This is a genomic window from Brevibacterium sp. ACRRH (assembly GCF_022346365.1).
GTDB lineage: Bacteria > Actinomycetota > Actinomycetes > Actinomycetales > Brevibacteriaceae > Brevibacterium > Brevibacterium paucivorans.
Genome location: NZ_JAKRMN010000011.1, coordinates 1 through 24,747 on the forward strand (window position 1 = coordinate 1; position 24,747 = coordinate 24,747).

Genomic DNA, 24,747 nt, shown 5'->3' on the forward strand with positions numbered 1-24,747 from the left:
AGTACGGTCTGAAGGTTTCGCCTAAGGAAGTTACCCCTGGTGACTTCGTGAAGAAGGACAAGGGTGTTCAGCTTACTGTTACTGGTCTGAAGCCAAACGAGAAGTTCCGCTACTCGGTGTCCAAGCAAGATGGCGGTAAGGTAAAGACCCTCTTCAAAGAAGTACAGGCTAACAAGGACGGTGTCTGGTCCTTCACGGTTTACGGTCAGGAAGGCAGCAACGGACTGTCCGGCTTCCTGGGATCCTACAAGGTCACCGTCAAGAGCGAAGAAGGCGTACTCACCGACAGCTTCAAAGTCACCAACACCCCTGGCAAGAAGGACGAAGCTAAGCCTGGCGACAACGGCAACGGCAAGGCCGACGCTAAGGGCGGAGACAACAACTCCGGTAAGGACGACGCTAAGGACAACAACGCTAAGGGTGGCAAAGAGGACTCGAACACCCTGCCACGTACCGGTATGGAACTCTCCGGCCTCATCGCTGGTGGAGCGCTCCTCACCGTGGGTGCAGCAACCGTTCTGGTTACCCGCCGCCGCACCAAATAAGACAAAACAGTGCCGTAACTCGTAACACAAGACAAACTAAACGGCACTAGCAACCACGACCAGTGGCCCGAGCATCGCGCTCGGGCCACTGGTCGTTTTCAGCACTTCTGCGACCAAAAGTTACAAAAGTCGCGAAACTTGGACAATGCTCATATGATTTCCAAGTAATCTTTAGCGATAACGAAGGACGGAAATGAAAAAGTTCTTGCTTGCCCCAGCAGTTGCAGTTGTAGCCGGTTCCATGACCCTCGCTGGAAACGTAGCATTCGCCGCTACCGCCCCGGCTCCAGAAGCACCTAAGGCCGAGCAAAACGCCCCTAAGTCTGCTGAAGGTAACAAGTCCCAGGAAAAAACTGCTAAGTACGCTCTGAAGGTTTCGCCTAAGGAAGTAACCCCTGGTGACTTCGTAAAAAAGGACAAGGGTGTCAAACTTGTTGTCACTGGCCTTAAGCCAAACGAAAAGTTCACCTACTCAGTGTCCAAGCAGGCCGGTAACGGTAAGGTAGAAACCCTCTTCAACGACGTCCAGGCAAACAAGGACGGCGTATGGGCATACACCGTATACGGTCAAAAAGGTGACGCTGACCTGCAGGGCTTCGTTGGAACCTACAAGGTCACCGTCAAGAGCGAAGCAGGCGCACTCACAGACACCTTCAAAGTCACCAACACCTCCGGCAAGAAGGACGACCCTAAGCCTGAGAAGCCAAAGCCAGAGGCACCTAAGCCTGAAGCTCCGAAGCCAGAGGCACCTAAGCCTGGTGAAGGCGACAAGCCTAAGGAAGAAGCTGCCAAGTACGGTCTGAAGGTTTCGCCTAAGGAAGTTACCCCTGGTGACTTCGTAAAGAAGGACAAGGGTGTGGACCTTGTTGTGACCGGCCTGAAGCCAAACGAGAAGTTCACCTACTCCGTGTCCAAGCAGGCCGGTAACGGTAAAGTCGAAAACGTTTTCAAGAATGTTCAGGCCAACAAGGACGGCGTATGGGCATACACCGTTTACGGTCGCGAAGGTGGCGCTGGCATCGAGGGCTTCGTTGGAACCTACAAGGTCACCGTCAAGAGCGAAGAAGGCGTACTCACCGACACCTTCACGGTCACCAACACCCCAGGCAAGAAGGACGACGCAAAGCCTGGCGACAAGGGTGACGGTAAAGACAAGGGTGACGCTAAGGGTGGAGACAACAACTCCGGTAACGGCGACGCTAAGAACACCGGTAACGACTCCGGTAAGAGCAACAACGCTAAGGGCAACGGTAAGTCCTCGAACACCCTGCCACGCACCGGTATGGAACTCTCCGGCCTCATCGCCGGTGGCGTGCTCCTCACCGTGGGTGCAGCAACCGTTCTGGTTACCCGTCGCCGCACCAAATAAGACAAAGAAACAGTCCTGTCATTCGTAGTACGGGGCTAGTAGCACAGAACTCGTCGCCGCATTAGGCGACAGTGTGCGGGGTCTGAGTATTCGCTCAGACCCCGCATTTTTCGTGCCTACAAAACTTACAAAAGTTGTTTGCGTCACACATCCATGCGCATGGTGAAAGGGAACCTGTACCCACGAGCAAAGGATAGTGATGAAGAAACTACTTCTCGCACCAGCTGTCGCAGTCGTTGCTGGATCCGTAGCCTTTACAGGTCCCGCAGCCGTTGCCACCTCGGCGACCCCTAACGAAACACCCGCCCAACAGAAGGCGACTGACGCACCCACCTCCAAGGAAGGAAACGACGGAAGCTCAGAGCCGGCGGACGACAACGAAAAGCCGTCCGAACCCAAGTTGAAGATTACGCCTAAGAACATTTCGGCGGTGGACTTCCAGGACATCGACAAGACCGTAACCATTAACATCACGGGCCTGTCTCCTCACGAGATGGTGACCTACAAGGTGACAAAGAAGGGAAGCGACGTTAAGCCGTGGACCAAGACCCTTGGCAGTGGCCCATCGGGAGAGGTCAAGGAAAACTTCACTGCCCACTCGATCTTCAAGGACCTCGAGGACGTCACCGGCGAATACACCGTCACTGTCACGGGTAGCGACCTGAACCTCGAGGAGACGTTCACGGTTACCGACGATGAAGCTTCTGGGCCCGACGGCTCCAAGCCAGGCCTTGCGGTTGAAGACACCAAAATCCATGTGACGCCGTTCCGCGATAAAGGCTTCATTGTGCGTTACAAGAACCTGGAACCAGGCAAGAAGTACACATGGAACCTCAAGGGTGGCGAAGCGGGGGTCGAAAACTCCGACACCTTCACCGCAGAAAAGAACAGTGGCTCGTTCTACGTTGAAGTCGCGTCCGACACTGAACTGGACGCCCTACTGGGCAACTACACGGTGACCCTGGACGACGAAAACGGCACACCGGTGGACACTTCCGCTGAGTTTCAGGTCGTCAAGGACGATGAGCAGGCCGGTAACAACAACGAAGACAAACCTCGCTACATGATGTCGCTTGACCGCCTCGAGATCTCCACCAAGGAGTTCCTGAGCGAAGATTCTGGCATTCAGGTCGGCATTGTGGGCATGAAGCCAAACGAGAAGTTCACGTACACCGTGACCAAGGTTGACGGCGACGGGAAATTCGAGGACTTCGAAGGCGAAGGGACCGCCGATGAAGAAGGCCGCGGCGGCACCGCCATTCACGGAGTTCAGAAAGGTCAGAGCGCCGAGAGCTTCGTCGGCAAGTACAAAATCACGGTGAAGAGCGAACAAGGCGAGCTGACTGAGACCTTCACGGTTGTCCACGAAGGCAAAGGTGACGATGCCGAGGGTGGCGACGGTGGTGACTCCGGTGACACTGAAGGTGGCTCAGGCGACGGCAACACTGGTGACACTGAAGATGGCACTGAAGGTGACGGTTCAGAGGATGACGCCGAGGCCGGCGACGGTTCCGGTGACGACAGTGGCTCTGGTGACGGTGGGGCCGGCAGTGACGCTAGCGAGGCTGGCAACCTGCCCCGCACCGGTATGGGCGTCACTGGCCTGATCGCCGGTGGGGCACTCCTCACGGTAGGTGCGGCAACCGTACTGGTGACGCGCCGCCGTAAAAAGTAGTCGTGCTTCTGCCGCCTCGGGTGGGTGAGCCGGTTTCTGCCCCCGCCGAGGTGGCAGCCGCCTTCCCCGTTTAGCGTCGCGGGAGTAAGTGAACGAGTGAGTGAACCGCTACGTAGGTGGCGGAGTCTGTTTTGGGGCTCGAGCGGAATGCTCGGGCCCCACTTTTGTTCCGCGCAAAGTGAGCGTTCCGGCGCAATATAGCGCACCGTATTGCTCGGTTTGCGCAGGAGATCATTCGAATGTGATTCGAACCTGATTGATTTTAGCGCTAAAGTGACTTGACGTCAGTTTAGAACGATAATAGAATGTACACACAAGGAGGTGAGCAAAGATGCTATACACACACACAACGAATCGACTGAGGATGCATACAACTACCCGGACGACGGCGCATTCGATGCATATAGGGAAGTTGAGCGTGAGGCCCATTTAATAGAGGTCCAACGCGCAGACGCACTCAGCGAGATCCTTATTTCTCACCTCTCCCCGCTCGACCAGGACTCCACGGAACTGCGGGCCGTGTTTAACTCCGAGCCTGGCGTCGCACCCACAATCACCGGCCAAGTTGCTACCACAGGGGCCGGCGGCGGTTCGGGCCAAGGAGCCGCGTTCGGACTCAAGAGCAAACATCGACCTACTGTTTACCTGGAAGACACGGTGGCGTGCGTGGTCGTACCCAACCGTGGAACATTCGCCGTTAAAGCAATAGAAAAACTGATGGAGACACTGCCGTCATCCACGATTGGCGCGTTAGCCGAAATCATGGATTGCACCGGGCCAAATGTGATAACCCGAGCGCGGAAAACCATAACCGCAACGCTTTTGATGCCCAAGCTCTGGTCTCTTGTGAAGCAAGGGGTGGTCAGTTTTGACCGACTCATGTACACCGTCAGCCGGGTCAGCTATACCAGCGTGTGCATCCCTCGCTTTGATGAATTACTGACCGCCAAGCGCGTCGATGTCACCAACAAGACGTACCGGAAACATGTCAATGAGATCCTCGCGATGCTCACGTCGCCACAGTCGCGGAATGATGACGACACACGAAACCGAACTGTCCAGTGCTGGGACAACGGCGACGGCACTTCCACGCTCAGAGTCGCCGGGCCCACGCTTCGCGTTCAAGCGTTTTTCCAACGACTTCGCGGGTCCGCCAAAGCGATCAAATCCAACCACATCGACCCGTTCACCACGACCCTTGACGAAAAAGACCACGAGGTATTCTTCACACGCCCATCGAGCGGAAAGACCGAGGTGCGAGTGGGTGATCTCGGCAAGGTAGTGATCGACGACGGGCGGCTGATGAACCAGCTGATGTTTGATTTGCTTCTCGGCTCCAAACCATCGACTACTGTGCGGGCCCGGATCATTCCCACTCGCCAGCAGGCACCCGCACGCGTTGAAAAGTCCGAGCGCGAGAGCGGTCGCGAAGGAGCTTCGGGACTCACCCAGATGCCCGTGTTCGAAGATCGATGGGAAGCGAACCGGGCACAGAACGTACACGAACTCGAGCTGTACATTTCGATGCCCGCCGACGAAGAGTGGTTGAAATCCCAAGCCAGCATCAACCTGACGGTTCCCCTCATACACATGGTCAGCGAAAAACCACCTGGCAAAGTCTCACGCCAAGGGCTCAAAAAGGAAAGTCCGCCGGGTAAACAACTTCAATTAATGCGACTCGGTGAAAACTCAATACATGGAATCGTGCCTGATGAGCACGCGCTTCAGCCAGCGCTTAAAGATCGAGTGCATGTGCCAGTCATGCTGAACAACCGCATACCCATCGACCCGCAAACGGCAGACCAAGTGCTCATGGACGCAACATGGTTGTACCGCATGTTCACTGACCCGCAAACCGGCGTAGTACTCGAATCGACGCCCACCAAATACCGGGTAACCGCACCCCTGAAACGCACATTGGAAGCCAGGTGGGATGACTGCTCTGTGCCCTGGTGCCCTGTACCAGCCAGAGTGTGTGAAAAAGACCACATCGAACCGTTCAACCACGCCGAGCCTGCGCAAGGCGGGCAGACCGTGCTCGAAAACCTACATCCACTTTGCAAGAAGCACCATCAAGAGAAAACGCAGAAACGGATCAACGTAACCAGACTTGAGGACGGAGCACTTGCATGGGAATTCCCACGGATCGGCACCACGCTTGTCTACCCTCCGGAATCACGAATCAATCAAGCTCACTACGAACAGCTCCTTGAATACTTTGACACCGGCGAGGTCGACGTCAGCCACAGCATCGACAAGTTCCTTGCCGAGGAACGCGAAGCTCGTGAACGAACGGGGGCCAAAGAAACAACGACAGAAACAACGACCCAGCACATCCCGCAAGTTGCCATCCACGCCCCACATGTAGCTGTCGCCACCGCACAAGCGCCAATATCAGCACCCATGGATCCATGGGAAGCGTTTAGCCCGCAGCCCGGCGATGACCCGCCACCGTTCTAGTTGCCTGGCTCCAGTTCTCCGACTCTGGCCGTCACGTGCTGGCCGCTCGGTTCTAGTTGCCTGGCTCCCGTCGCCCGGCTGCCCTGTGGGCACACACGCGCTTCTCAGTAACACAACCCGCAATCCGTGTGACCTGCATAACAACTAAAAATTCACTGGAGGCCACGAAAAATGTGACGAACAAAACTTACACATGTTGTTTTAGCTTCAGATTACAACCATAGTGGAACTACACGCGAAAAAATTGCGGAAGGTACATCATGAAGAAAATTCTCCTCGCCCCAGCCGTTGCAGTAGTAGCAGGATCAGTAGCGTTCGCTGGCTCCGCTGCAGTCGCATCCCCAGCCACCACAAACCCCGACTCCGGATCCGCTTCAGCTACAGACGAGCCGGAGGCACCCAAGCCTGAATTTTCAGTTGAGAACAAGAAGAAGCAGGCCACCGACTTCCGCGACAACGGGCAAACCGTCAACTTCAAGAACCTGGAATCCGGCAAGAAGTACTCGTGGACGCTCACCAGTGACCACCATATTGAAGAGCCAGGCTCCTTCACAGCCGAAGACAGCGACGGGAACTTCACTGTCACACTTCCAAACCCGGACGGAGCGGCAGACGTCCTTATCGCTAACTACACCGTGACCGTCAAGGACGAAAACGGTGAGACTGTCGGCACCGCCACGTTCTCAGTAATCGGTGACGACGAGAACACAGGCGATGATGACAACCCGAGCGACGATGCCAACCCTGACGCCCCCAAACCAGAAGCCACGGTCGAACACGACAAAATTCGTGCCACCCCGTTCCGCGACAACGGACTCACCGTCGAATACAAGAACCTGGAACCTGGCAAGAACTACACGTGGGTCATCGAAGGCGGCAAGGGGATTGAAATCGCCCGCCCATTCACAGCCAAGGAAGCAAACGGGTCCTTCGACGTCACCGTTTCTAGTGACACCGCCGTAGAAGCACTGCTCGGCGAGTACACGGTGAAGCTCTTTGACGGAGAAGGCAACGTCATCAACACCAACACATCATTTACCGTCGTCAAAGACAGCGAAGACAGTGGCAACCCGGACGAAGACGAAACTCGTTACAAGCTGACACTGGACCGCCACGAACTGACCGCAAAAGAATTCCTCAACAAAAAAACCGGCGTTCAAATCGGCGTCGTGGGCCTCGAACCTAACGAGAAATTCACCTACTCGGTCACCAAGGTTGATGGCGAAGGCAAGGTCGAAGACTACGAAAACGAAGCAACCGCTGACGAAGAAGGTCGCTGGGGAACCACGCTTAACGGTGTTCAAAGGGGCCAAAGCATTGAAAGCTTCGTCGGCAAGTACAAAGTCACCATCAAGAGCGAACAAGGTGAACTGACCGACCACTTCACCGTCACCAACGGCAAGAAGAGCGACAACGACGATGACGCTGAAGCAGGCGACAACGGCTCGGGTAGCGGTTCGGATAACGGTTCAGGTTCCGGCAACGACTCCAGCTCCGGCAACTCCTCGGACCTCCCACGCACCGGTGCAGGACTCACCGGCCTGCTCGCCGGTGGGGCACTCCTCACCGTCGGCGCAGCAACCGTGCTGATCACCCGCCGTCGCACCAAGTAAAACCGGGTAAAAGAACGCAACAACTAAATACGGCACGCAAGAGGGCCGGGGCACACAAAACAGCCTCGGCCCTCTTGCACATCCACACCCCAAATTCAGCGCCTGCCCACATACGTAGAAGCCCTCACCCACAATGTGACAGTTCACGAAAATGTCACGCACGGGGCGTATCCTCTTCGGTGACTGCAGGAACACCCGCACCCAAAGATTGGAATGCCATGGCCGAGCCCGCCAAAAGCTCACTTCGTAAAAAGGCTGAACAACGCTCGCAAGCCTCCGCTGAGGTCAAACGCGAAAAAGAGGCGGTCGCACGCGCAAGCGCCGAAGAATCCAACAAACACCCCGACGGCTTCCTAGCCCACCTCAACCTCAAACCCATCTGGTTTGCCGTCTCCTTCATCGCCCTCTTTGGAATCCTGCTGATCCCCACCGGCGAAGGCCTGACCCTCGCAGGTAAACAAGCACTCGCCATCCTGGCATTCGCCATCATCATGTGGGTCACCGAAGCCGTCAGCTACACGGTGTCCTCAATTCTCATCGTCGGCATCATCACGATTGCCCTGTCGTTCGCCGCTCCCCTCACGGGCGAAACAACAGAAGCCATGGGCACCACAGAGTCCATCAAACTCGCCCTCAGCGGCTTCGCCAGCTCAGCAGTAGCCCTCGTCGCAGCCGCCCTCGCACTGGCCGCCGCCATGCAGGCCACTGGCCTCCACAAACGCCTCGCCCTCCTCGTCCTCAAATTCGCCGGTGAAAAGACCAGCAACGTCCTCATCGGCGCCATCGCAATTTCCACAATCCTGGCGTTCTTCGTTCCCTCGGCCACCGCACGCGCCGGCGCAGTCGTCCCCATCCTTCTGGGTATGGTCGCCGCATTCGGCCTGGCAACCAACTCCCGCTTGGGCGCCCTGCTGATCATCACCGCCGCTCAAGCAGTCTCCGTGTGGAACGTCGGTATCAAGACCGCGGCCGCACAGAACATCGTCGCCACCAACTTCATCGAAACGTCCATGCACCAGCAGGTGTCCTGGGGTCAGTGGTTCATGTGGGCCGCCCCATGGTCGGTCCTGATGAGCATCGCCCTGTTTTTCATCATGCGGTGGGCCATCAAACCCGAAGTCGACCACATCGAAGGTGGTCGCGCAGTCATCGAACGCAATCTGAAAGAACTCGGCCCCATCTCCGGTAAGGAAATCCGCCTCATCATCGTCGCGGTCATCCTGCTCTTCCTATGGGCAACCGAAAAGTCCCTCCACCCATTCGACTCCGCAACGGTCACCATCGTCGCTATCGGCTTCCTGCTCCTCCCCAAAGTTGGTGTGTTCTCGTGGAAGACCGCCGAAAAGCTCATCAACTGGGGAACCCTCATCGTGTTCGCGGTGGGAATCTCGCTCGGTAGCCTCCTCCTTAAGACCGGCGCCGCAGAATGGCTGTCAGAAAAGACCTTCGGCGCAATCGGCATCACGAACATGCCAATGCTGGCCATGATCGCCATCGTCGGTCTGTTCACCATTCTCATCCACTTGGGCTTCGCTTCAGCGACCTCGCTCAGCTCGGCCCTCATCCCTGTGTTCATCGCGCTCGCCCAGTCCGTGCCCGGCGCGGCAAACGGGGGAATCGGGTTCGTCATCATCCAGCAGTTCCTCATCTGCTTCGGCTTCCTGCTCCCCATCTCCGCGCCACAGAACATGCTGGCGTACGGAACCGGTGCGTTCACTGCCAAGCAGTTCCTCAAGGCCGGTATCCCCATCACCGTGGTCGGGTACCTGTTGGTCTTGCTACTTTCGGCCACCTACTGGAAGTGGATCGGCCTGGTCTAAAGCACGCGCCCGGGCGCTAACCCCGGGCGCCCACCCCGGGCGCTCCGGCCCACGGCCAACCAACCCACCTCACAAAGGTACATTTATGTCTCTTCAAAAAGACCTTGACTTCCGCACACTGGCCGAGGCCTTCTACCTTCAGACCCTCGACCAGCTCTCCAGGGCCAACCTGGACGAACCGTCGCTCCTACCAGACTGGTCGCGCAAACACGTGGCCGTACACATGATGCACAACGCGGAAGGGTTCATGCGTCTGCTGCACTGGGCTCGCACCGGCGAAAAGACCCCCATGTACCCGTCCCGCGACGCCCGCGACCAAGCAATCGAAGATGACGTCAAACACCTCGAAAACGGCGACGTCATCACCATGTCACACGAAGTTGCAGACGAACTCGCCCACGACCTCGGCCTCCTCCCCCAGGACCGCTGGGAAACCCAGGTGGTCAGCGGGCGCGGGGCCACCATCCCCGCCTCTGACATTCCGTGGCTGCGTGCCCGTGAGTGCTTTATCCACGCGCTTGACCTCAACATTGGGATGACTGCACTGGACTTTCCCGCCGAGGTGACAGACCGGCTCCTAACGGACGTCACCTCCACGTGGGAGGACCGGGGAGAACCCGTGAACTATCTGCTTCACTTCACCGACACGGGCGAAGACCTGCACATTTGCACCAGCGAAGACACCCAACAGGTCCAGGTGACCGGCCACAAAGCCGAGGTTCTCCAACACCTGCTGGGCCGCGGTTGGCCGGTGTCAGGGCGCGATGACAATGCAAAAGGAGGCGCGGGTGACTCGACTCCTCGAGATCTCCCTGCGCCCCCTCAGTGGCTGTAAGGTTCTAAGGCTCTACCTATCTGAGGCTCTACCTACCGCCTGTGTACTAGCGTGGGTCGGCCCGAACGTGCTGGCGGGAGCAATGCTCCCGCAATCCGCGTCCGAGGTCGTTCCCCCTTGAGAATCGACACCACGTCTCCCGCTGAACCGGCGGCGAACACTCGGTCGACCGCGGCGGCATGCTGACGCGCGGCCTCCACTTTCTCTTCCATGGCCCTGAGCTGGCGACGGGCTTCGTCGACTTCCTCTTTAAGCTCGAGGATCCGCTTGATACCAGCAAGATTGATACCTTCTTCCTGGCTCAAGCTCTGGATGAGACGCAATTTGGCGACGTCGTCAGCGGAGTAGCGACGACCTCGGCCGGCAGTCCGCTCAGGGATCACCAAGCCAAGCCGGTCATATTGGCGCAACGTCTGCGGGTGCATCCCGGCAAGGTCCGCTGCCACCGATATGACATACACTGCTGCGCTTGAACTAATCACGGCGCATCATCCTCGGCTTGCTTTGGCTGCGAGTCCCTCACGAGGGTCCTCGCCTTCAGTGGCTTTTGCGAAGGCTTCCACGGCAGCTTTCGCATCCGCATTCAGGTTGCGCGGCACCGCAATCTCAATGGTGACCAGCAAGTCACCGGTCTGCTTACCGTTGATCCCCTTGCCACGGACGCGCAAAACCCGTCCAGACGGCGTGCCCGCCGGCACCCGCATGCGCACGGAACCGCCGCCCAAGGTTGGAACGTCGACCGTCGCGCCCAAAGCCGCTTCCGCAAACGTCACCGGCAGGTTCATGCGCAGGTTGTTGCCATCGCGGGTGAACACGGGGTGCTTGTCAACGTGAACCGTGAGGATCACATCTCCATTTGGGCCACCGTTAGTTCCCGGCTTGCCTTTGCCTGCCAAACGAACCTTCTGCCCGTCACTCACCCCCACCGGGGTGCGCACGGTCAGCGGTTTACCACCGGGCATCGTCAGTTTCACCGTGGCACCTTCAACCGCTTCTTTAAACGACAAGCGTGTCGAAGCTTTGAAGTCGCCACCCTTCTGCGGGCCAAATCCTCCACCGGAGAACCCACCTGGTGAGTACCCTCCACCGGAAAAGCCTCCCGGCGAGTATCCGCCGCCAAAGTTCCCCCCGCCAAAGTTTCCGAAGATGTCTCCCAGGTCGGGTCCACCAGGACCGCCGGTTCCACGGGTGGTGTAGCCACCACCGGTGTTAAACAGTCCGGAGAAAATGTCCTCGAACCCCTGGCCGGAGCCACCGGATCCGGCGCTGAAACGTGCGCCGGACCCCATGGCCCGAACCTGGTCGTACTGCTTTCGAGTTTCCGGGTCCGACAGCACCTGGTTTGCGGCGCTGACGTCCTTGAACTTTTCTTCCGCTGCTTTATCGCCCGGGTTGGCATCCGGGTGATACTTGCGGGCCAGTTTGCGGTAGGCCTTCTTAATTTCCGAGGCGGAGGCGTCCTTAGAGACCCCCAGGGTTGCGTAGTAGTCCTTTTCAAACCATTCGTTCTGAGGTCCCGAGTTCATCTGGCACCTCCTTCCTTCTTACATTTCCGCTCGCGTGCTACGGCACTTATGGCCGTAGCACGCGCCCGTCTTACTCTGCGGGTACGTGAACTCCCACGCGTGCGGCTTTGAGGACTCGTTCACCCATCCGGTATCCCGGCTGCATAACGAGGAACACCGTGGGTTCTTCGACTTCCTCACTTGGTTGTTGCATAAGCGCTTCGTGAACGTTCGGGTCGAACACTTCACCGACTTCGCCGTACTGCTCAATGCCCAGCTTGCCCAGGGCTTCAAACAGCCTGTCGACGTGCTTTGCGAACTGTCCTTCGACATCGCCCGCTTCGCGCGCCAGACGAACGTCGTCCAGGATCGGCATGAGCGCCTCGGTCACCTTGACCATTCCGTTTTCGTGGGCGCGGTCGCGCTCACGTTCGGAACGGCGACGGTAGGCCGCGTATTCGGCGTTGAGTCGCTGCAGATCCTCGAGGTGCTGCGCAGCTTCCGCTGACACTTCCGCACCATCGCTGTCGCTGAGATCCGAGGCGTCCTCGGGGATGTCCACCCCGAGGTCGCTCGCGTCGGCCGCTGGCTCTCCGGCTGCAGGTTCGCCAGTTGCTGGCTCTCCAGCTTCCGTGGCTTCGGCCCCAGCGGGCTCGGCCGCTGGTTCCGCGCCTACAGGCTCCCCGCCTGCCTGTTCCTGCGCGTCCTTAGGGGCGCGCACTTCACCGGTTTCGGGGTCCACACGGCGCTTGTCGGTAAACGAGAAGCCCTGTTCAGCAGGCTCCCCAGCGCTGTCGAACGGTTTCTCGGTGGACATTACTTGTTCTCCTCGTCCTCATCGATCACTTCAGCGTCTACCACGTCGTCGTCCGCGTTTGCGGAGTCAGCCGCACCGGCACCTGCAGTGTCAGCACCTGCGGCACCGTCAGCAGGCTGCTGTGCGTAGAGTGCTTCACCCAGCTTGGTCTGCGAGGTCTGGAGCTTCTCCAGTGCCTTTTCAACAGCTGCGTCGTCGTCGCCCTTGAGCGCTTCCTTCAGCTCGTCAACGTCGGCCTGAACTTCCTTCTTCACGTCTTCAGGAAGCTTGTCGTCGTTGTCCTTGATGAGCTTGTCGGTCTGGTAAGCCATGTTCTCAGCAACGTTGCGCTTGTCGGCTGCTTCGCGACGCTTCTTGTCTTCTTCCGCGTGCTCTTCAGCTTCACGCACCATGCGTTCGATGTCTTCCTGAGGAATAGCCGAACCACCAGTGATGGTCATGGACTGTTCCTTACCAGTGCCCTTGTCCTTTGCGGACACGTGGACGATACCGTTGGCGTCGATATCGAACGACACTTCGATCTGTGGCAAGCCGCGTGGCGCAGGCGCAATTCCGGTCAGCTCAAAGGTTCCCAGTGCCTTGTTGTCGCGCGTGAACTCACGTTCACCCTGGAACACCTGGATAGAAACCGAAGGCTGGTTGTCTTCAGCAGTGGTGAAAGTTTCCGACTTCTTGGTTGGAATTGGGGTGTTGCGTTCGATGAGCTTGGTCATCACTCCACCCTTGGTTTCCAGACCCAGGGACAGTGGTGTGACGTCAATGAGCAGAACGTCCTTACGTTCACCCTTGAGCACACCAGCCTGAACAGCTGCACCGATTGCCACAACCTCGTCTGGGTTTACACCCTTGTTAGGTTCGCGACCACCAGTCAGGTCCTTCACGACTTCAGCGACTGCTGGCATACGGGTCGAACCACCAACCAGAACAACGTGGTCGATGTCCTTGACGTCCACGCCAGCGTCACGGATGACTGCCTGGAAAGGAGCCTTGGTGCGCTCGAGCAGGTCGTGGGTCAGTTCTTCGAACTTGGCGCGGGACAGGCTTTCGTCCAAGTGGATTGGGCCGTTTTCGCTCATGGACAGGTACTGCAGGCTGATGTTGGTGCTGGTTGCACTGGACAGTTCCTTCTTGGCCTGCTCAGCTGCTTCCTTCAGGCGCTGCATTGCCGAGGAGTCCTTGGTTGGGTCAACGCCGTATCCGCTCTTGACCTTTTCAACCAGCCAGTTCACGATCGCCTGGTCCCAGTCGTCACCACCCAGTTTGTTATCTCCCGAGGTGGCGCGCACCTGAATCGTGGAGAAGTCGTCATCGTCCTTGCCGACTTCCAGAAGCGACACGTCGAAAGTACCGCCACCGAGGTCGAACACCAGAATGAGTTCGTCTTCCTTACCGCGTTCCAGACCGTATGCGAGAGCTGCCGCGGTTGGCTCGTTGATGATGCGCAGAACGTTCAGACCAGCGATCTGACCTGCGTCCTTGGTTGCCTGACGCTGAGCGTCGTTGAAGTATGCGGGAACGGTAATCACTGCGTCGGTGACTTCTTCCTGCAGGTATTCTTCAGCGTCGTGCTTGAGCTTCTGCAGAATACGTGCCGAAACTTCTGGAGCAGTGAGCTTCTTGCCGTCCAGTTCGGTGGTCCAGTCAGTTCCCATGTGGCGCTTAACTGAAGCAACCGTGTTCTTGACGTTCATGACTGCCTGGCGCTTTGCGATTTCACCAACCAGCGAGTCACCGTTCTTGTTGACAGCCACGACCGATGGGGTGGTGCGTCCACCTTCAGCGTTAGCAATAACTTTGGGCTCTCCACCTTCCAGGACAGCCACTACTGAGTTTGTTGTACCGAGGTCGATACCAACTGCGCGTGCCATAAAATCATTCCTCCTCAGAGTTGAGTGCTTTTGACTCAAGCCTTAAACCTTCTGCCTGACATGTCAAACCACATATCAGGAAACTTGCGTTCACTAGACTCAACTTTGAAGTCACGCCTTTTATTCCGCGGTCCAAAAGTTCTTTGCGCGCACACAACATAAGCGGCCCCGCGCAACACTCTGCGCAGGGCCGCTCGCCTTAAAGTAAGACTTAGAAGTGCTGGTTGAGAAGCTCCTCAGCCTGGCCTTCCCACTTGGCGTAAGCGTCAGGGAACGCGGAAACCTGAACTGCCTGAGCAGCGTCACCAGGTGCCATCTGCTCCCAACCCTGGATCTGCAGAAGACCGTTTGGCGATACTTCAGGGTTCACACCGTAGAAGGACTTGGCAGCGAACACTGGGTCCTGAACCTGCTCAGGGGTACCCCATCCTGCCGATGGGCGCTGCTGGAACAGACCCAAGGAGTCACGGTCACCGTAGTCAACGTTGATGAGGTTGGACTCCTGCGATGCAGTCATGAGGGCGATCTTGATGCCCTGGCGGCTGATGCCATTTTCCTTACCCACCTGAATGATGGTCTTTGCGTTTTCAACCTGTTCTGGGCTGAGGTCAGCGGCAGCAACAGCCTCTGCGTCAGGGAAGGCTGGCTTGGTGCCTTCGGTTGCCATTGCTGGGCCCGTAGCCAGGAAGCCTGCGGCGAGAATTCCGGTTGCAATTGCGGTGCTCGTTGTGATGCGGGTAATTGTCTTCACGATGTTCGCTCCTGTCATGGATTGTTCTCGTTTCCTTGGCCCCAGTTCGCGTCATCTGCAGTGTGCTCATGCTGAACTGCCGGGGAAGTCGAGGAACCGAATCTCGGAGCCAATGTCTACGTTCACACAGGTCAGAGGCCTCAACAACCGATTTTTAGTCAAAGGAATCTCACTGTTCCTTGGCCGATCAATGACCGTCCGAAACCCGAATCACCACCACGAACGGCTTGCACATGCGAAACACACACGAAAGCCCATCACATTTTGAGATGCTCCCTGGCCATCACCTGAAAATTGTCCTCACCTTCGATGAATCCCTCACCCGCGTAGGCTTGGACACATGAACCTCACCGTGACAACGACCTCGGGCATTTTCGAAGGCACCACCTCACGCGACACCCGACGCTGGACCGGAATCCCCTACGCGCACCCGCCGGTGGGGGCAGACCGGTTTCAGGCACCTCGGCCCTTTGAAGCCACCGCTCACACCGACCCCCTTCCCGCAACGCGGTTCTCCAACCCTGTCCCCCAGTTCAACCCCATGGGCGACGGACCCAAGCGGACCGATGACCCCAACTGGCTGACCGTCAACGTGTGGGCGCCGCTCGAACCGGTTGAAAACGCACCGGTCATGGTGTGGATCCATGGGGGTGCGTATGTGGAAGGCTCGGCGGCGAACCCGCTGTACATGGGCGCGGTGTTTGCACAGATGGGCGTGGTGTTCGTGTCGGTGAACTACCGGCTAGGCATCGAAGGTTTCATGGAGTTCCCGGACGCGCCGTCGAACCGTGGCCTGCTCGACCAGGCGCAAGCGCTGCGGTGGGTGCGGGAGAACGCCCAGGCCTTTGGCGGGGACCCAGCGAACGTGACGGCGTTTGGTGAGTCCGCCGGCGCCGGATCCGTCCACTGTCTGCTGGTCATGCCTGAAGCCCAGGGGCTGTGCGACCGCGCGGTCCTCCAGAGCCCACCCGCCATGGTGCTGGAAAAAGAGCTAGCACTGGACGTGACCGCGGAATTCGCAGCCCACGCCACCCAGTTGGGCCTGCCCGTCACGGAACCAACCGCACAGTCCTTTGCCAACCTCACCCCTGAGCAGGGCGAAGAACTCATGGTCGCGTTTTCGCAGGGGCAGGGCCGGTATTTCCCGAGGTGGGGCAAGGCGGCCGCGTTCACCCCGCCTTTGGTTCCGGTTGTCGACGGCACCGTGTTGCCCGCCGATCCGTGGTCTCTGCCGCTCCCGGACGGCGTGGATGTTCTGGTGGGGCACACGCGCGACGAGTTCCGGCTGTTCACCAACCTGATGAACGGCGAGGTGACCAAGGAGCGCGCGTATGAGCGGGTGGGCATGGTGGGTCCCGGATCGCAGCTCCTGGAGGACGCGCAGGGCACCGGGGATCTTGAGGCCGCCCAGTCTCAGGCGCGCGAACTGAGCATGAAGTACGTCAAGGCTCTGGGCGATGTCACGCCTGAGCAGCTGTTCGAGTGGGTCCAAACCGATTACATGTTTACCGTGCCCACCCTTCTGGTCGCCGATGCCGCGCAGAAGCGAGGCACACCCGCGCACTCGTACCTGCTGGCGGTCGCCCCGGACGGTGGCATGGGTTCGCCCCACGTGGCCGACCTTCCGCCGCTGTTCGACTCGTTCCGCTCCTTCCACGGCAAGTTGCTGTACCCCAACCCCACCGAGGCGGACCACGCCTTGGGTCAGCGCATGCGCGAGGCGTGGGTTCAGTTTGCGCGCACCGGCGACCCGGGTTGGGAACCCTGGACGCGCGAGCAGCCCACAACCCGCGTCTTTGGCTACGAGGACCGCACGTGCGCCCACCCGTTCATGGACCGGTTCACAGCCTTTGACCATGCTCCTTCCCGCGCTTTACCCTTACTGGGTAGTAACGAGAGGGCCTCATGACCGAACCGAACAGCACATCCCCAGAAGAACAGCCAGGCTCGCAGGCGCAGTCGCAGGCAGACGCGCGGCCAGACGCGCAGGCGCAGGCAGAACAAGAGCAGTCGCAAGAGACTGACCCACGCCCACAGTCGTTCAAAGACTTGAAACCGTGGGAGGGCGAGGCCCGCACTGGCGACAAGGTTCTCCTGTGGTTCCTGTTCGGTGTACCCGCGTTCTACATGGTGCTGTTGCCGTTCCGCCCCTTCCTGATCGCAAAAATCCCCACTGTGCTTGCGCTCATCACTGGTGCTCGCACGGTCATCGCAGGCGCTGGGGCATTCGCCGCAGTTGAAGGCCGGTCGCTCACCCTGGTGATCCTTGCCGGGCTCTTCGGCATGCTGAAGTTTGACTGGCTGTTCTGGCTAGCCGGCAAAATGTGGGGCGAAGGCGTGGTCAAGCTGTACGCCACGACCCCTGCACAGAAGCGCCAGTTCGACAAGATCAAAAGCATGCCACGGTGGCTGCTCTACATCTTGCTGTTCTTCAGCCGTTTCCCTGGCGTTCCTGGCCCCATCATCGCGCTCATCGCTGGCTGGGGTCGCGTGCGTTTTCTGCCGTACTTCCTGCTCACCGCCGCCGGAGCACTCGTCATATCCGCAGCACTCGCCACTCTGGGCTACGTGATTGGCCAGCCTGCCGTCGACGTCCTCAAAACCATCGACAAGTACGCGATCTTCATTTCGCTTGCACTGGTCTTTGGGCTCATTGCGTGGTCCAGCATTCGCAGCAACAAGAAACGCCAGGCGTCCTAAAAACGCGCCGGTCCGCGCGTTCCTGCGCGCGTTTCCTGTCCGCGCATTCCTGACGCCCGCCTGCTGGGAAGCCCTACCCTCTTTGGGCCAAAGCGAACGGCAACACCGAGGTGGCTCCCGCCTCCCGTAGCAAGCGTCCGGTGATGGCGAAGGTCCAGCGGGAGACGACCTCGGCGTCCACCAACAACGCCGCCCGCCCGTTCACGCGCGCCGCCAACTCCGGGCTCACCGCAAAGGCGTCATGCAGGTTTTTTACCCGGAAAGGCGAGTTGACGTCTGGGCTCCCCGGGTCTTTCAGCGCGTCCAGGGCCCCCGCGTACTCCATGCGCCCGGTGGTGGCGATGCCTCGGGCCAGGGATTCGACCGTGTTGGGGCGAGTGAAACCGGGCACGGCCACTACAACCTGCGGCCGAGGTGGCGCGCTGCGTTCCCCAAGCTCGCCGGCCTTCCACCCCCACTGCGCGAGGACTTGAGTGACCAGCTGGCCAATGTGGTTTGGGATCGGCTGGTCGGGCGCGCCGGGGGCCAGGAATTCGCGCAACACCTGTCCGGGACCCAGGTCGCTGAGCCGGGCAACGGCACGCCCCGGCTCGCACTGCTGGTCAGCAGGGATCTTGCCGCTGAGGTTCACCCCAATCCGGTTGAGGTGCGCCGGCCACTGTTTGCGCGGTTCAATAATGAGCCCCACCCGGTCAAGTTCACTCCGCGCCACGGTTTGTGCTTGCGCGCTCACGGTTTCGTTCCACCACACGCCAGCGCATGTGTCGCACCGCCCGCACGCCACAGCCGTTTCGTCGTCCAACGTCCCCGCCAAGAACACCATGCGGCACTGCGTGGTCTTTTCGTACGCGAGCATTTCGCGGGCCTCATCAGCCCTGGTCTGGGCCACGGCCGCGTAACGTCCAGCGTCATACGTCCACGGCACCCCGGTGCGCACGTATCCCCCGCGCACCCGCTGGGCCGCCCCGTCAACCGTGAGCACTTTCAGCAGCAGCTCCAACCGGTTGCGTTTGATTCCCACCAGTGGTTCCAGCGCGGGGACTGACCGTGGCTCATCTCCCAACGCGTCCAGCACCGCGGTGGCGTCCCGTTCGTTGGGCATGGTGGCGTTGGCGAAGTACTCCCACACGTTTTCGTCGTCGTGCCCGGGCAGCAGGAGCACGTCCGCGGAGTCGGTCGCGCGCCCAGCGCGCCCCACCTGCTGGTAGTACGCGACGGCTGAGCTGGGCGCACCCACGTGGATGACGAACCCCAGGTCCGGTTTGTCGAATCCCATCCCCAGCGCCGAGGTCGCCACCAGCGCCTTCAGCGCGTTCCCCTTGAGTGCGTCCTCGAGTTCGATCCGTTCTTCCGGGTCAGTCCCGCCGGTGTATGCGGCGACCGTGTGGCCCGCATGGCTGAGCGCCGTGGCGATGTCTTGGGCCGCGGATTTGGTGAGCGTGTAGATGATTCCGCTGCCGGTGAAGTCGTTGAGGTATTCGGTGAGCCACGCGATCCGGTGGGCCGCCGAGGTGGTCCCGGCTACCCCTAAGCGCAGACTTGCGCGGGACAAGGGTCCACGGATGACGCGGGTGTTGTGGCCTAACTGGGCGGCAACGTCGTCAACGACGCGGGAATTAGCTGTTGCGGTGGTGGCCAGCACGGGCGTGTTGGCTGGCAGGTGCTCAAGGAGGGCTCCGATTCGCCGGTAGTCGGGCCTAAAGTCGTGTCCCCAGTCGGAAATGCAATGTGCTTCGTCGACCACAATCATGCCCAGCGTGTTTTCTAGCGGGGTGAGCACCGTGTTGACGAACGTGGGGTTGGTGAGGCGTTCGGGCGAAATGAGGAGCACGTCCACGTCACCGGCACGCACCTGGTGTAGCACGTCGTCCCATTCCGCGGCGTTGGCCGAATTGATGGTGAGGGCTTTTACTCCGGCCCGCGTGGCCGCGTTCACTTGGTCGCGCATGAGCGCAATGAGCGGGGAGATGATGAGCGTGGGGCCCGCACCTTGTTCGCGTAACAGGCGAGCTGCCACAAAATACACGGCGGATTTACCCCACCCGGTGCGTTGTACCACCAGCACGCGGGAACGCTCGTCCACCAGAGATTCGATGGCCTCGAACTGGCCGTCGCGGAACTGGGCATCAGGGTTGCCCGTGAGTTCGGTCAGGATTGCGCGCGCTCGCTGGTGAAGGGACTCAGATGCTGTCATGTGGTTCCTCCCGGTTGTCACTACACTACTCGCGAATTGCTTTCTTCTGGCTACACGGCTATGTTTATCCACCAGTTCCAGGGACGGTGAAAGTCCGTACCGGCGGTCAAAGTCTGGATCATCGTTAAGCAATCAGCGTTGTGGCAACGCGGTGGATGTGGAGATCTTCCGGTGGACCCGGGGCGTCAGAAGATAAGGGTAGCGAAGCCATACCCGCGGCTCTAAATACCCTGGCCGTGCTTGAGCACATGTGAGAGCGTAGAATGCGCGATATGACGCAGTTCATTAAGGTCGTTCACACGCTCCACTACTTTGCCGAGGCACTCAGCTGGGGAGCCATCACGTACTCTGCGTTCCTCATTTTTGGGCGCGGATGGTTAGGCATTCTGTGTGGAGGTTTGGCGCTGATCGCTACAACCTCGGTGTGGTCTCTGTTCGCGTCGTCTCGCGCATTTTTCCGCAGCCCCATCGCGGTCGTGGCATCACGTGTACTGCTTTACGCGTTAGCTGTTGCAGGGCTAGTAGTAGCCGGGTTACATATCGAAGCGATCATTTTGGCTGTTCTTCTGGTGCTCACAGAAGGAATCCTCATTGGGTTTAAAGCCCACCCGGCCTTACACCCGCACAGTGGCGGTCAGGCTAGGTTGGTGTCAGACGGGAACCCTAAAACTGCCGAACGTCGCACTCCTTCAAACCGTGGCCCCCGCATTGTGCCTGGGGTGCAGCCGACTTCGGGTGAGCAACGAACCGGGCAGTTCATGTCCCGGCGTGAAGCCCGATTGGCCCGCGAGGCTCAAGCGAAGGACGGCGGAGCTCATGCCGGTGGGAAGCCAGAATCAACGGCGCAGGCTGGTGAGGTGAAAGCCGGCAACGGGCAAAACGGAAACAGTACAGTCGGCAACGGTAAAGCCGGCAACGAGCACACCGGTGGATCGACCTCCGCCCGTATCGTTGGTGAAACGCCTAAGCGACCGCGCAAGAAGAAACGCTGAACATCTGAAACGCTGATGTTTACCCAAATAGCGGTGACGGTTGATCCAGTGCTTCGCGCCCTCTAATCCACATGATGAATCCCAAGGCGGTGACCCCGGCGAACACAACGATTCCGGTCACGCCGGCCACCATGTTCATCACTCTTCCCACTTTGGCTGCCCAATGCATTGGGGGACCAAACATGAGCTGCTGATCTTTCAATACCCCACCGCACGTGATGGTGTATGTTCCAGGAGCGCTGTCAGAGAAACTGCCGTCATAGTGCCACCCTTGGCCACGAACACTAATGACTGTGCCTGACCCATAACCCCAATGTTTGGCTCTGTATTTTGGCCCTTGGGCCTTACATTCTTTTGACACCGCATCCGCTGCAGCACGCGATGACCCGTAAACAGCGAAGGACGATTCGCCATCGTGTTCGAAGGTGATCTGGTTGGTGAACGGCTTCAATTGGGCACCGGGCGCTGCCAATACCACACCGCAGAAACCGCCCACGATGTTCACGCCAATAATCACGTGCACAAGCCCGATGAGTCCTGCGTAGAAGAAGATTCGTCCGGCTTTTGCCACTGTCTTTCCTTTCGAACTTATGCCTTAGTGACCGCGCATGAAGAAACGCTGTACTTTAGGCAGGACCAAACTGCTTCTTCCGCTTGTTGCGTCCTACGATCCACAGGATGAGCCCCAGGATGGTCAGACCACCAAAGGCAAAGCCGCCAAAAATTCCAATCAGCACGGCCCCTGTTAGACCAAAGATCGACCCTAGCCCGATCGGAGGACCCACCATAAGCTGTTCATCGCTCAACGCTCCGCCACAAGTGACGGTGTATTTCCCCGCGGTTTTCGCGTCGAACGAACCGGCGTAGTGCCACTCTCCGTCCGAACCGCTGGAGTAATGGCCTGACGAACCACCCTTATACATGGCTTCGCCACCTGGCCCTTCGACCGTGCAGTCGGTCGACACCGAAGCCGCAGCACTAGATGACCGCGCGTAGACCGTGAGGTTCGACTCACCATCGTGATCAATGGTCGTCTCAGTATTGAACGTTTTCAGGCTGTCAGTCGTTGAGGAGATTTTGCCAAAACTGAACACGCCCATGAAGATCGCGCCGCCAATCACAAGCACGAGCCCAATAATTCCTATGAAGAAAATGATTTTCCCGGCCAGCCGCATTCCAGTCCTTTCGTTAGTGCTCCGTCTCCACTGTACGGGCACATGAAAAGATGGGGCCATGAGTTTCGGTTCCGGGTTCGATACATACACGCGGGTGAGCTATTCGGTTGCCAGCCGCGTGATCCGTGGCTATTCCACGTCTTTCTCACTAGCCACCTCGGCGCTCAAGAACCCAGACCGCGACCGCATCCGCGCACTGTACGCGATCGTGCGCATCACCGACGAAATCGTCGACGGCGCAGCCCCCGCCTCCCCACGCGATCAGCTGACCCTGGTCAATGACTTCCAGGAACGGCTGGAGTCCGCAACACGCACCGGCTTCTCCACGGATATGCCCGTTCACGCGTTCGCGCACACCGCCCGGCAGTGCGGTATCACCCGCGAACTGTGGGCCCCGTTCTTTGACGCCATGCGTTCTGACATCGAAGGTCAGCCGCCCCTGGATTTGGACACGTATATTCATGGTTCCGCCGAGGTCGTCGGCCTCATGTGCGTCCGTATCTTTTTCGGTGGCGCACCTCCAGCGTCTCTACAGGTGGAAGAGGGTGCGCGGGCGTTGGGTAACGCGTTCCAGCGGATCAACTTCCTGCGCGATTACGGCCACGACGCCCGCGTACTCAACCGCACATATGTGGCCCAGCATCTCACTGACCAAGTGAAACGCGAAGAGATCGCGCGCATCAGGCAGAAACTCGCGGTGGCCCGTCCGGCCATCGACCTGCTCCCCGGTCGTGCCCGTTTGGGTGTGCTCATCGCGCACGACCTTTTCGCTGAGCTCACCGACCGCATCGAACAGGTTCCCGCCAGTGAACTCATGCGCACACGGATCTCAGTCCCGTCAGCCAAGAAAGCGGCACTGGCCGCGAAAGCGATGAGCCGGGCGACACCTCGGCGGGGGCGGACACATGAGTGAGACCGTGGTCATTGGTGGCGGGGTTGCCGGGCTGGCGAGCGCAATTCTGGCCGCTGACCGGGGGCATCAGGTCACTCTCCTGGAGATGAATCCGCAGGTGGGTGGCCGTGCCGGGCTGCACAACGAGGCAGGGTTCGCGTTTGATACCGGCCCCAGCTGGTATCTCATGCCTCAGGTGTTTGAGCGGTTCTTTGCCTCGGTGGGTGAGGACATTTCTGAGCACCTTGACCTGGTCACTCTGGATCCGGGGTACCGGGTGAGCGACCGAGGTCTCCTGGACTCCGCGCCCCAACTCACCGTCGATGTTCCGCACGGCTACGCGGGCGTGCGTGCGCTGTTCGAGCGACTGGAGCCGGGCGTGGGTCCGGCGTTGGACGCCTACGTTGAATCCGCGCGTAACACCCACAACTTAGCGCTTGAGCACTTCCTCTATACCCGGTTTTCGTCGTTGCGGGAGTTCGCGTCACCCCAGGTGGCAAGGCATGCCCACCGGTTGCCGAGGTTCCTGGCCTCCCCGCTGGACACGATGGTTTCGCGCACCGTGGCCCACCCGCTTTTGCGCCAGATTCTGGGGTACCCGGCGGTGTTCTTAGGAACCGAACCGCGCCGCGCCCCGTCGCTTTTTCACCTCATGAGCTATCTGGATTTGGTGGACGGCGTGCGCTACCCCCGCGGTGGCATGTATGAAATTGTGCGGGCACTCACTCGCCTGGCTAGGGCCCGCGGGGTGGATATTCGCACGTCAACCCAGGTGGTCTCGCTTACGTTGGAGGGCCGCACCATCACCGAGGTGGTCGCCCGGACGGTGCCGAATACCACCTCGGGCGGGGCTGGGCTGGAGGTTTTCCCGGCTGAGAACGTGATCGCGGCGTGCGATCTGCACCACCTGGATACCGCACTCTTGCCACCCGGTAGGCGCACCCGCAGCGTCCGTGGCTGGGGTAAACGCGACCCGGGGATTGGTGCGGTGACGCTGCTGTTGGGGGTGGATCGCAAACTGGACGCGCTGGAGCACCACAATCTGTTTTTCACGCGCGACTGGGACGCGAACTTCGATCAGATTTTCGTCGATGGGCGGTTGCCGGAGCCGGCCTCGGCGTATGTGTGCGCGCCCAGTCGCACGGATGCCACGGTGGCGCCGCCGGGGTGTGAGAACCTGTTCGTGCTCATTCCTGCACCGGCGAGCGCACATCTTACGGGCGCACAGTTGGGCGACTATGCCAGCCGGGTGATCGCGTCGCTGGGTGAACGAGTGGGTGTGCCGGACCTGGAGTCGCACCTGCTGATGAAGAAGGTGACGGGCCCGGGGGACTTCACCACGCAGTTCAATGCGTGGCGAGGAACGGCGTTGGGACCGGCGAACACGTTGTTTCAGTCGGCGATGTTCCGGTATCCCGTGCGCGCACCGCACGTGGACAACCTGGTTCATGCGGGCGCGTTCGCAGCCCCAGGGGTTGGGTTGCCCATGTGCCTGATCAGCGCGCACAACGCGGTGGAGGCGCTGTGAGTGACGGA

The 24,747-nt window shown here is 59.4% G+C and carries 20 protein-coding genes; 12 read left to right on the forward strand and 8 right to left on the reverse strand.

Annotated features, from left to right (window positions below):
• The 7 genes from MHX53_RS10195 to MHX53_RS10225 all read left to right on the forward strand — a co-directional run.
• The coding region (locus tag MHX53_RS10195) for an LPXTG cell wall anchor domain-containing protein (protein WP_239272642.1) at window positions 1-545 on the forward strand (545 nt) is incomplete at its 5' end.
• Between the two features lie 193 nt (window positions 546-738).
• Complete coding sequence (locus MHX53_RS10200; protein WP_239272643.1) at window positions 739-1,914, forward strand: hypothetical protein; 1,176 nt, start codon at window positions 739-741, stop codon at window positions 1,912-1,914.
• 199 nt (window positions 1,915-2,113) lie between these two features.
• The gene (locus tag MHX53_RS10205) at window positions 2,114-3,589 is read left to right on the forward strand and encodes an LPXTG cell wall anchor domain-containing protein (RefSeq protein WP_239272644.1); all 1,476 of its coding nucleotides are present in this window, start codon (window positions 2,114-2,116) and stop codon (window positions 3,587-3,589) included.
• 321 nt (window positions 3,590-3,910) lie between these two features.
• Window positions 3,911-6,049: an HNH endonuclease signature motif containing protein gene (locus MHX53_RS11850; RefSeq protein ID WP_239272645.1), complete on the forward strand. Its 2,139-nt coding sequence runs from the start codon at window positions 3,911-3,913 to the stop codon at window positions 6,047-6,049.
• 260 nt (window positions 6,050-6,309) lie between these two features.
• Window positions 6,310-7,662 (forward strand): hypothetical protein, encoded by a 1,353-nt coding sequence (locus tag MHX53_RS10215; RefSeq protein WP_239272646.1) that lies wholly within the window; start codon window positions 6,310-6,312, stop codon window positions 7,660-7,662.
• A 218-nt stretch (window positions 7,663-7,880) separates the two neighbouring features.
• The gene (locus MHX53_RS10220; protein WP_102239551.1) at window positions 7,881-9,482 is read left to right on the forward strand and encodes a DASS family sodium-coupled anion symporter; all 1,602 of its coding nucleotides are present in this window, start codon (window positions 7,881-7,883) and stop codon (window positions 9,480-9,482) included.
• Between the two features lie 85 nt (window positions 9,483-9,567).
• The gene (locus MHX53_RS10225) at window positions 9,568-10,317 is read left to right on the forward strand and encodes a maleylpyruvate isomerase family mycothiol-dependent enzyme (RefSeq protein WP_239272647.1); all 750 of its coding nucleotides are present in this window, start codon (window positions 9,568-9,570) and stop codon (window positions 10,315-10,317) included.
• Between the two features lie 32 nt (window positions 10,318-10,349).
• Here the strand turns inward: MHX53_RS10225 and MHX53_RS10230 are convergent, their stop codons facing one another.
• From MHX53_RS10230 to MHX53_RS10250, 5 genes are all read right to left on the reverse strand, one after another.
• Complete coding sequence (locus MHX53_RS10230) at window positions 10,350-10,799, reverse strand: helix-turn-helix transcriptional regulator (protein WP_257994598.1); 450 nt, start codon at window positions 10,797-10,799, stop codon at window positions 10,350-10,352.
• 6 nt (window positions 10,800-10,805) lie between these two features.
• Window positions 10,806-11,843 carry a DnaJ C-terminal domain-containing protein gene (locus MHX53_RS10235; RefSeq protein ID WP_102239548.1) on the reverse strand — a complete coding sequence of 346 codons (1,038 nt, stop codon included), beginning with the start codon at window positions 11,841-11,843 and terminating at the stop codon, window positions 10,806-10,808.
• Window positions 11,844-11,913: 70 nt separating this feature from the next.
• Window positions 11,914-12,639, reverse strand: coding sequence for a nucleotide exchange factor GrpE (locus MHX53_RS10240; RefSeq protein WP_102239547.1), 726 nt, complete (start codon window positions 12,637-12,639; stop codon window positions 11,914-11,916).
• Complete coding sequence (dnaK, locus tag MHX53_RS10245; RefSeq protein WP_239272648.1) at window positions 12,639-14,507, reverse strand: molecular chaperone DnaK; 1,869 nt, start codon at window positions 14,505-14,507, stop codon at window positions 12,639-12,641. The genes MHX53_RS10240 and dnaK overlap by 1 nt, the downstream gene beginning before the upstream one ends.
• Window positions 14,508-14,718: 211 nt before the next feature.
• On the reverse strand, window positions 14,719-15,258 hold the full coding sequence (locus tag MHX53_RS10250) for a peptidoglycan-binding protein (RefSeq protein ID WP_239272649.1): 540 nt from the start codon (window positions 15,256-15,258) through the stop codon (window positions 14,719-14,721).
• Window positions 15,259-15,598: 340 nt separating this feature from the next.
• On the opposite strand from MHX53_RS10250, the gene MHX53_RS10255 reads away from it, so the two are divergent.
• Together MHX53_RS10255 and MHX53_RS10260 are read left to right on the forward strand one after the other, a co-directional pair.
• Window positions 15,599-17,167 carry a carboxylesterase family protein gene (locus MHX53_RS10255; protein ID WP_239272650.1) on the forward strand — a complete coding sequence of 523 codons (1,569 nt, stop codon included), beginning with the start codon at window positions 15,599-15,601 and terminating at the stop codon, window positions 17,165-17,167.
• Window positions 17,164-17,958 carry a DedA family protein gene (locus MHX53_RS10260; protein ID WP_239272651.1) on the forward strand — a complete coding sequence of 265 codons (795 nt, stop codon included), beginning with the start codon at window positions 17,164-17,166 and terminating at the stop codon, window positions 17,956-17,958. The genes MHX53_RS10255 and MHX53_RS10260 overlap by 4 nt, the downstream gene beginning before the upstream one ends.
• A 73-nt stretch (window positions 17,959-18,031) precedes the next feature.
• Here the strand turns inward: MHX53_RS10260 and MHX53_RS10265 are convergent, their stop codons facing one another.
• Entirely contained in the window at window positions 18,032-20,152 is a 2,121-nt protein-coding gene (locus tag MHX53_RS10265; protein WP_239272652.1) for a RecQ family ATP-dependent DNA helicase, read from the reverse strand.
• Between the two features lie 272 nt (window positions 20,153-20,424).
• Between MHX53_RS10265 and MHX53_RS10270 the strand changes: the two genes are divergently transcribed.
• The gene (locus tag MHX53_RS10270; protein WP_239272653.1) at window positions 20,425-21,144 is read left to right on the forward strand and encodes a DUF2568 domain-containing protein; all 720 of its coding nucleotides are present in this window, start codon (window positions 20,425-20,427) and stop codon (window positions 21,142-21,144) included.
• A gap of 19 nt (window positions 21,145-21,163) precedes the next feature.
• Here MHX53_RS10270 and MHX53_RS10275 read toward each other — a convergent pair whose 3' ends face one another.
• Together MHX53_RS10275 and MHX53_RS10280 are read right to left on the reverse strand one after the other, a co-directional pair.
• Entirely contained in the window at window positions 21,164-21,715 is a 552-nt protein-coding gene (locus MHX53_RS10275) for a hypothetical protein (RefSeq protein ID WP_239272654.1), read from the reverse strand.
• Between the two features lie 55 nt (window positions 21,716-21,770).
• Window positions 21,771-22,319, reverse strand: coding sequence for a hypothetical protein (locus MHX53_RS10280; RefSeq protein WP_239272655.1), 549 nt, complete (start codon window positions 22,317-22,319; stop codon window positions 21,771-21,773).
• 58 nt (window positions 22,320-22,377) lie between these two features.
• Here MHX53_RS10280 and MHX53_RS10285 point away from each other — a divergent pair, with 58 nt between their 5' ends.
• Window positions 22,378-23,232, forward strand: a complete 855-nt coding sequence (locus MHX53_RS10285; RefSeq protein WP_239272656.1) for a phytoene/squalene synthase family protein — start codon at window positions 22,378-22,380, stop codon at window positions 23,230-23,232.
• Complete coding sequence (gene crtI / locus MHX53_RS10290; RefSeq protein ID WP_239272657.1) at window positions 23,225-24,739, forward strand: phytoene desaturase family protein; 1,515 nt, start codon at window positions 23,225-23,227, stop codon at window positions 24,737-24,739. Before MHX53_RS10285 ends, crtI begins: the two co-directional genes overlap by 8 nt.
• Window positions 24,740-24,747 lie beyond the last annotated feature (8 nt).

Bases quoted from the DNA above. Each gene is read 5' to 3' on its own strand.
- crtI (WP_239272657.1), top strand. From the start codon at position 23,225: ATGAGTGAGACCGTGGTCATTGGTGGCGGGGTTGCCGGGCTGGCGAGC.
- MHX53_RS10205 (WP_239272644.1), top strand. From the start codon at position 2,114: ATGAAGAAACTACTTCTCGCACCAGCTGTCGCAGTCGTTGCTGGATCC.
- MHX53_RS10260 (WP_239272651.1), top strand. From the start codon at position 17,164: ATGACCGAACCGAACAGCACATCCCCAGAAGAACAGCCAGGCTCGCAG.
- dnaK (WP_239272648.1), bottom strand. From the start codon at position 14,507: ATGGCACGCGCAGTTGGTATCGACCTCGGTACAACAAACTCAGTAGTG.
- MHX53_RS10215 (WP_239272646.1), top strand. From the start codon at position 6,310: ATGAAGAAAATTCTCCTCGCCCCAGCCGTTGCAGTAGTAGCAGGATCA.
- MHX53_RS10225 (WP_239272647.1), top strand. From the start codon at position 9,568: ATGTCTCTTCAAAAAGACCTTGACTTCCGCACACTGGCCGAGGCCTTC.
- MHX53_RS10280 (WP_239272655.1), bottom strand. From the start codon at position 22,319: ATGCGGCTGGCCGGGAAAATCATTTTCTTCATAGGAATTATTGGGCTC.
- MHX53_RS10235 (WP_102239548.1), bottom strand. From the start codon at position 11,843: ATGAACTCGGGACCTCAGAACGAATGGTTTGAAAAGGACTACTACGCA.
- MHX53_RS10220 (WP_102239551.1), top strand. From the start codon at position 7,881: ATGGCCGAGCCCGCCAAAAGCTCACTTCGTAAAAAGGCTGAACAACGC.
- MHX53_RS10240 (WP_102239547.1), bottom strand. From the start codon at position 12,639: ATGTCCACCGAGAAACCGTTCGACAGCGCTGGGGAGCCTGCTGAACAG.
- MHX53_RS10285 (WP_239272656.1), top strand. From the start codon at position 22,378: ATGAGTTTCGGTTCCGGGTTCGATACATACACGCGGGTGAGCTATTCG.
- MHX53_RS10255 (WP_239272650.1), top strand. From the start codon at position 15,599: ATGAACCTCACCGTGACAACGACCTCGGGCATTTTCGAAGGCACCACC.
- MHX53_RS10265 (WP_239272652.1), bottom strand. From the start codon at position 20,152: ATGACAGCATCTGAGTCCCTTCACCAGCGAGCGCGCGCAATCCTGACC.
- MHX53_RS10200 (WP_239272643.1), top strand. From the start codon at position 739: ATGAAAAAGTTCTTGCTTGCCCCAGCAGTTGCAGTTGTAGCCGGTTCC.
- MHX53_RS10270 (WP_239272653.1), top strand. From the start codon at position 20,425: ATGACGCAGTTCATTAAGGTCGTTCACACGCTCCACTACTTTGCCGAG.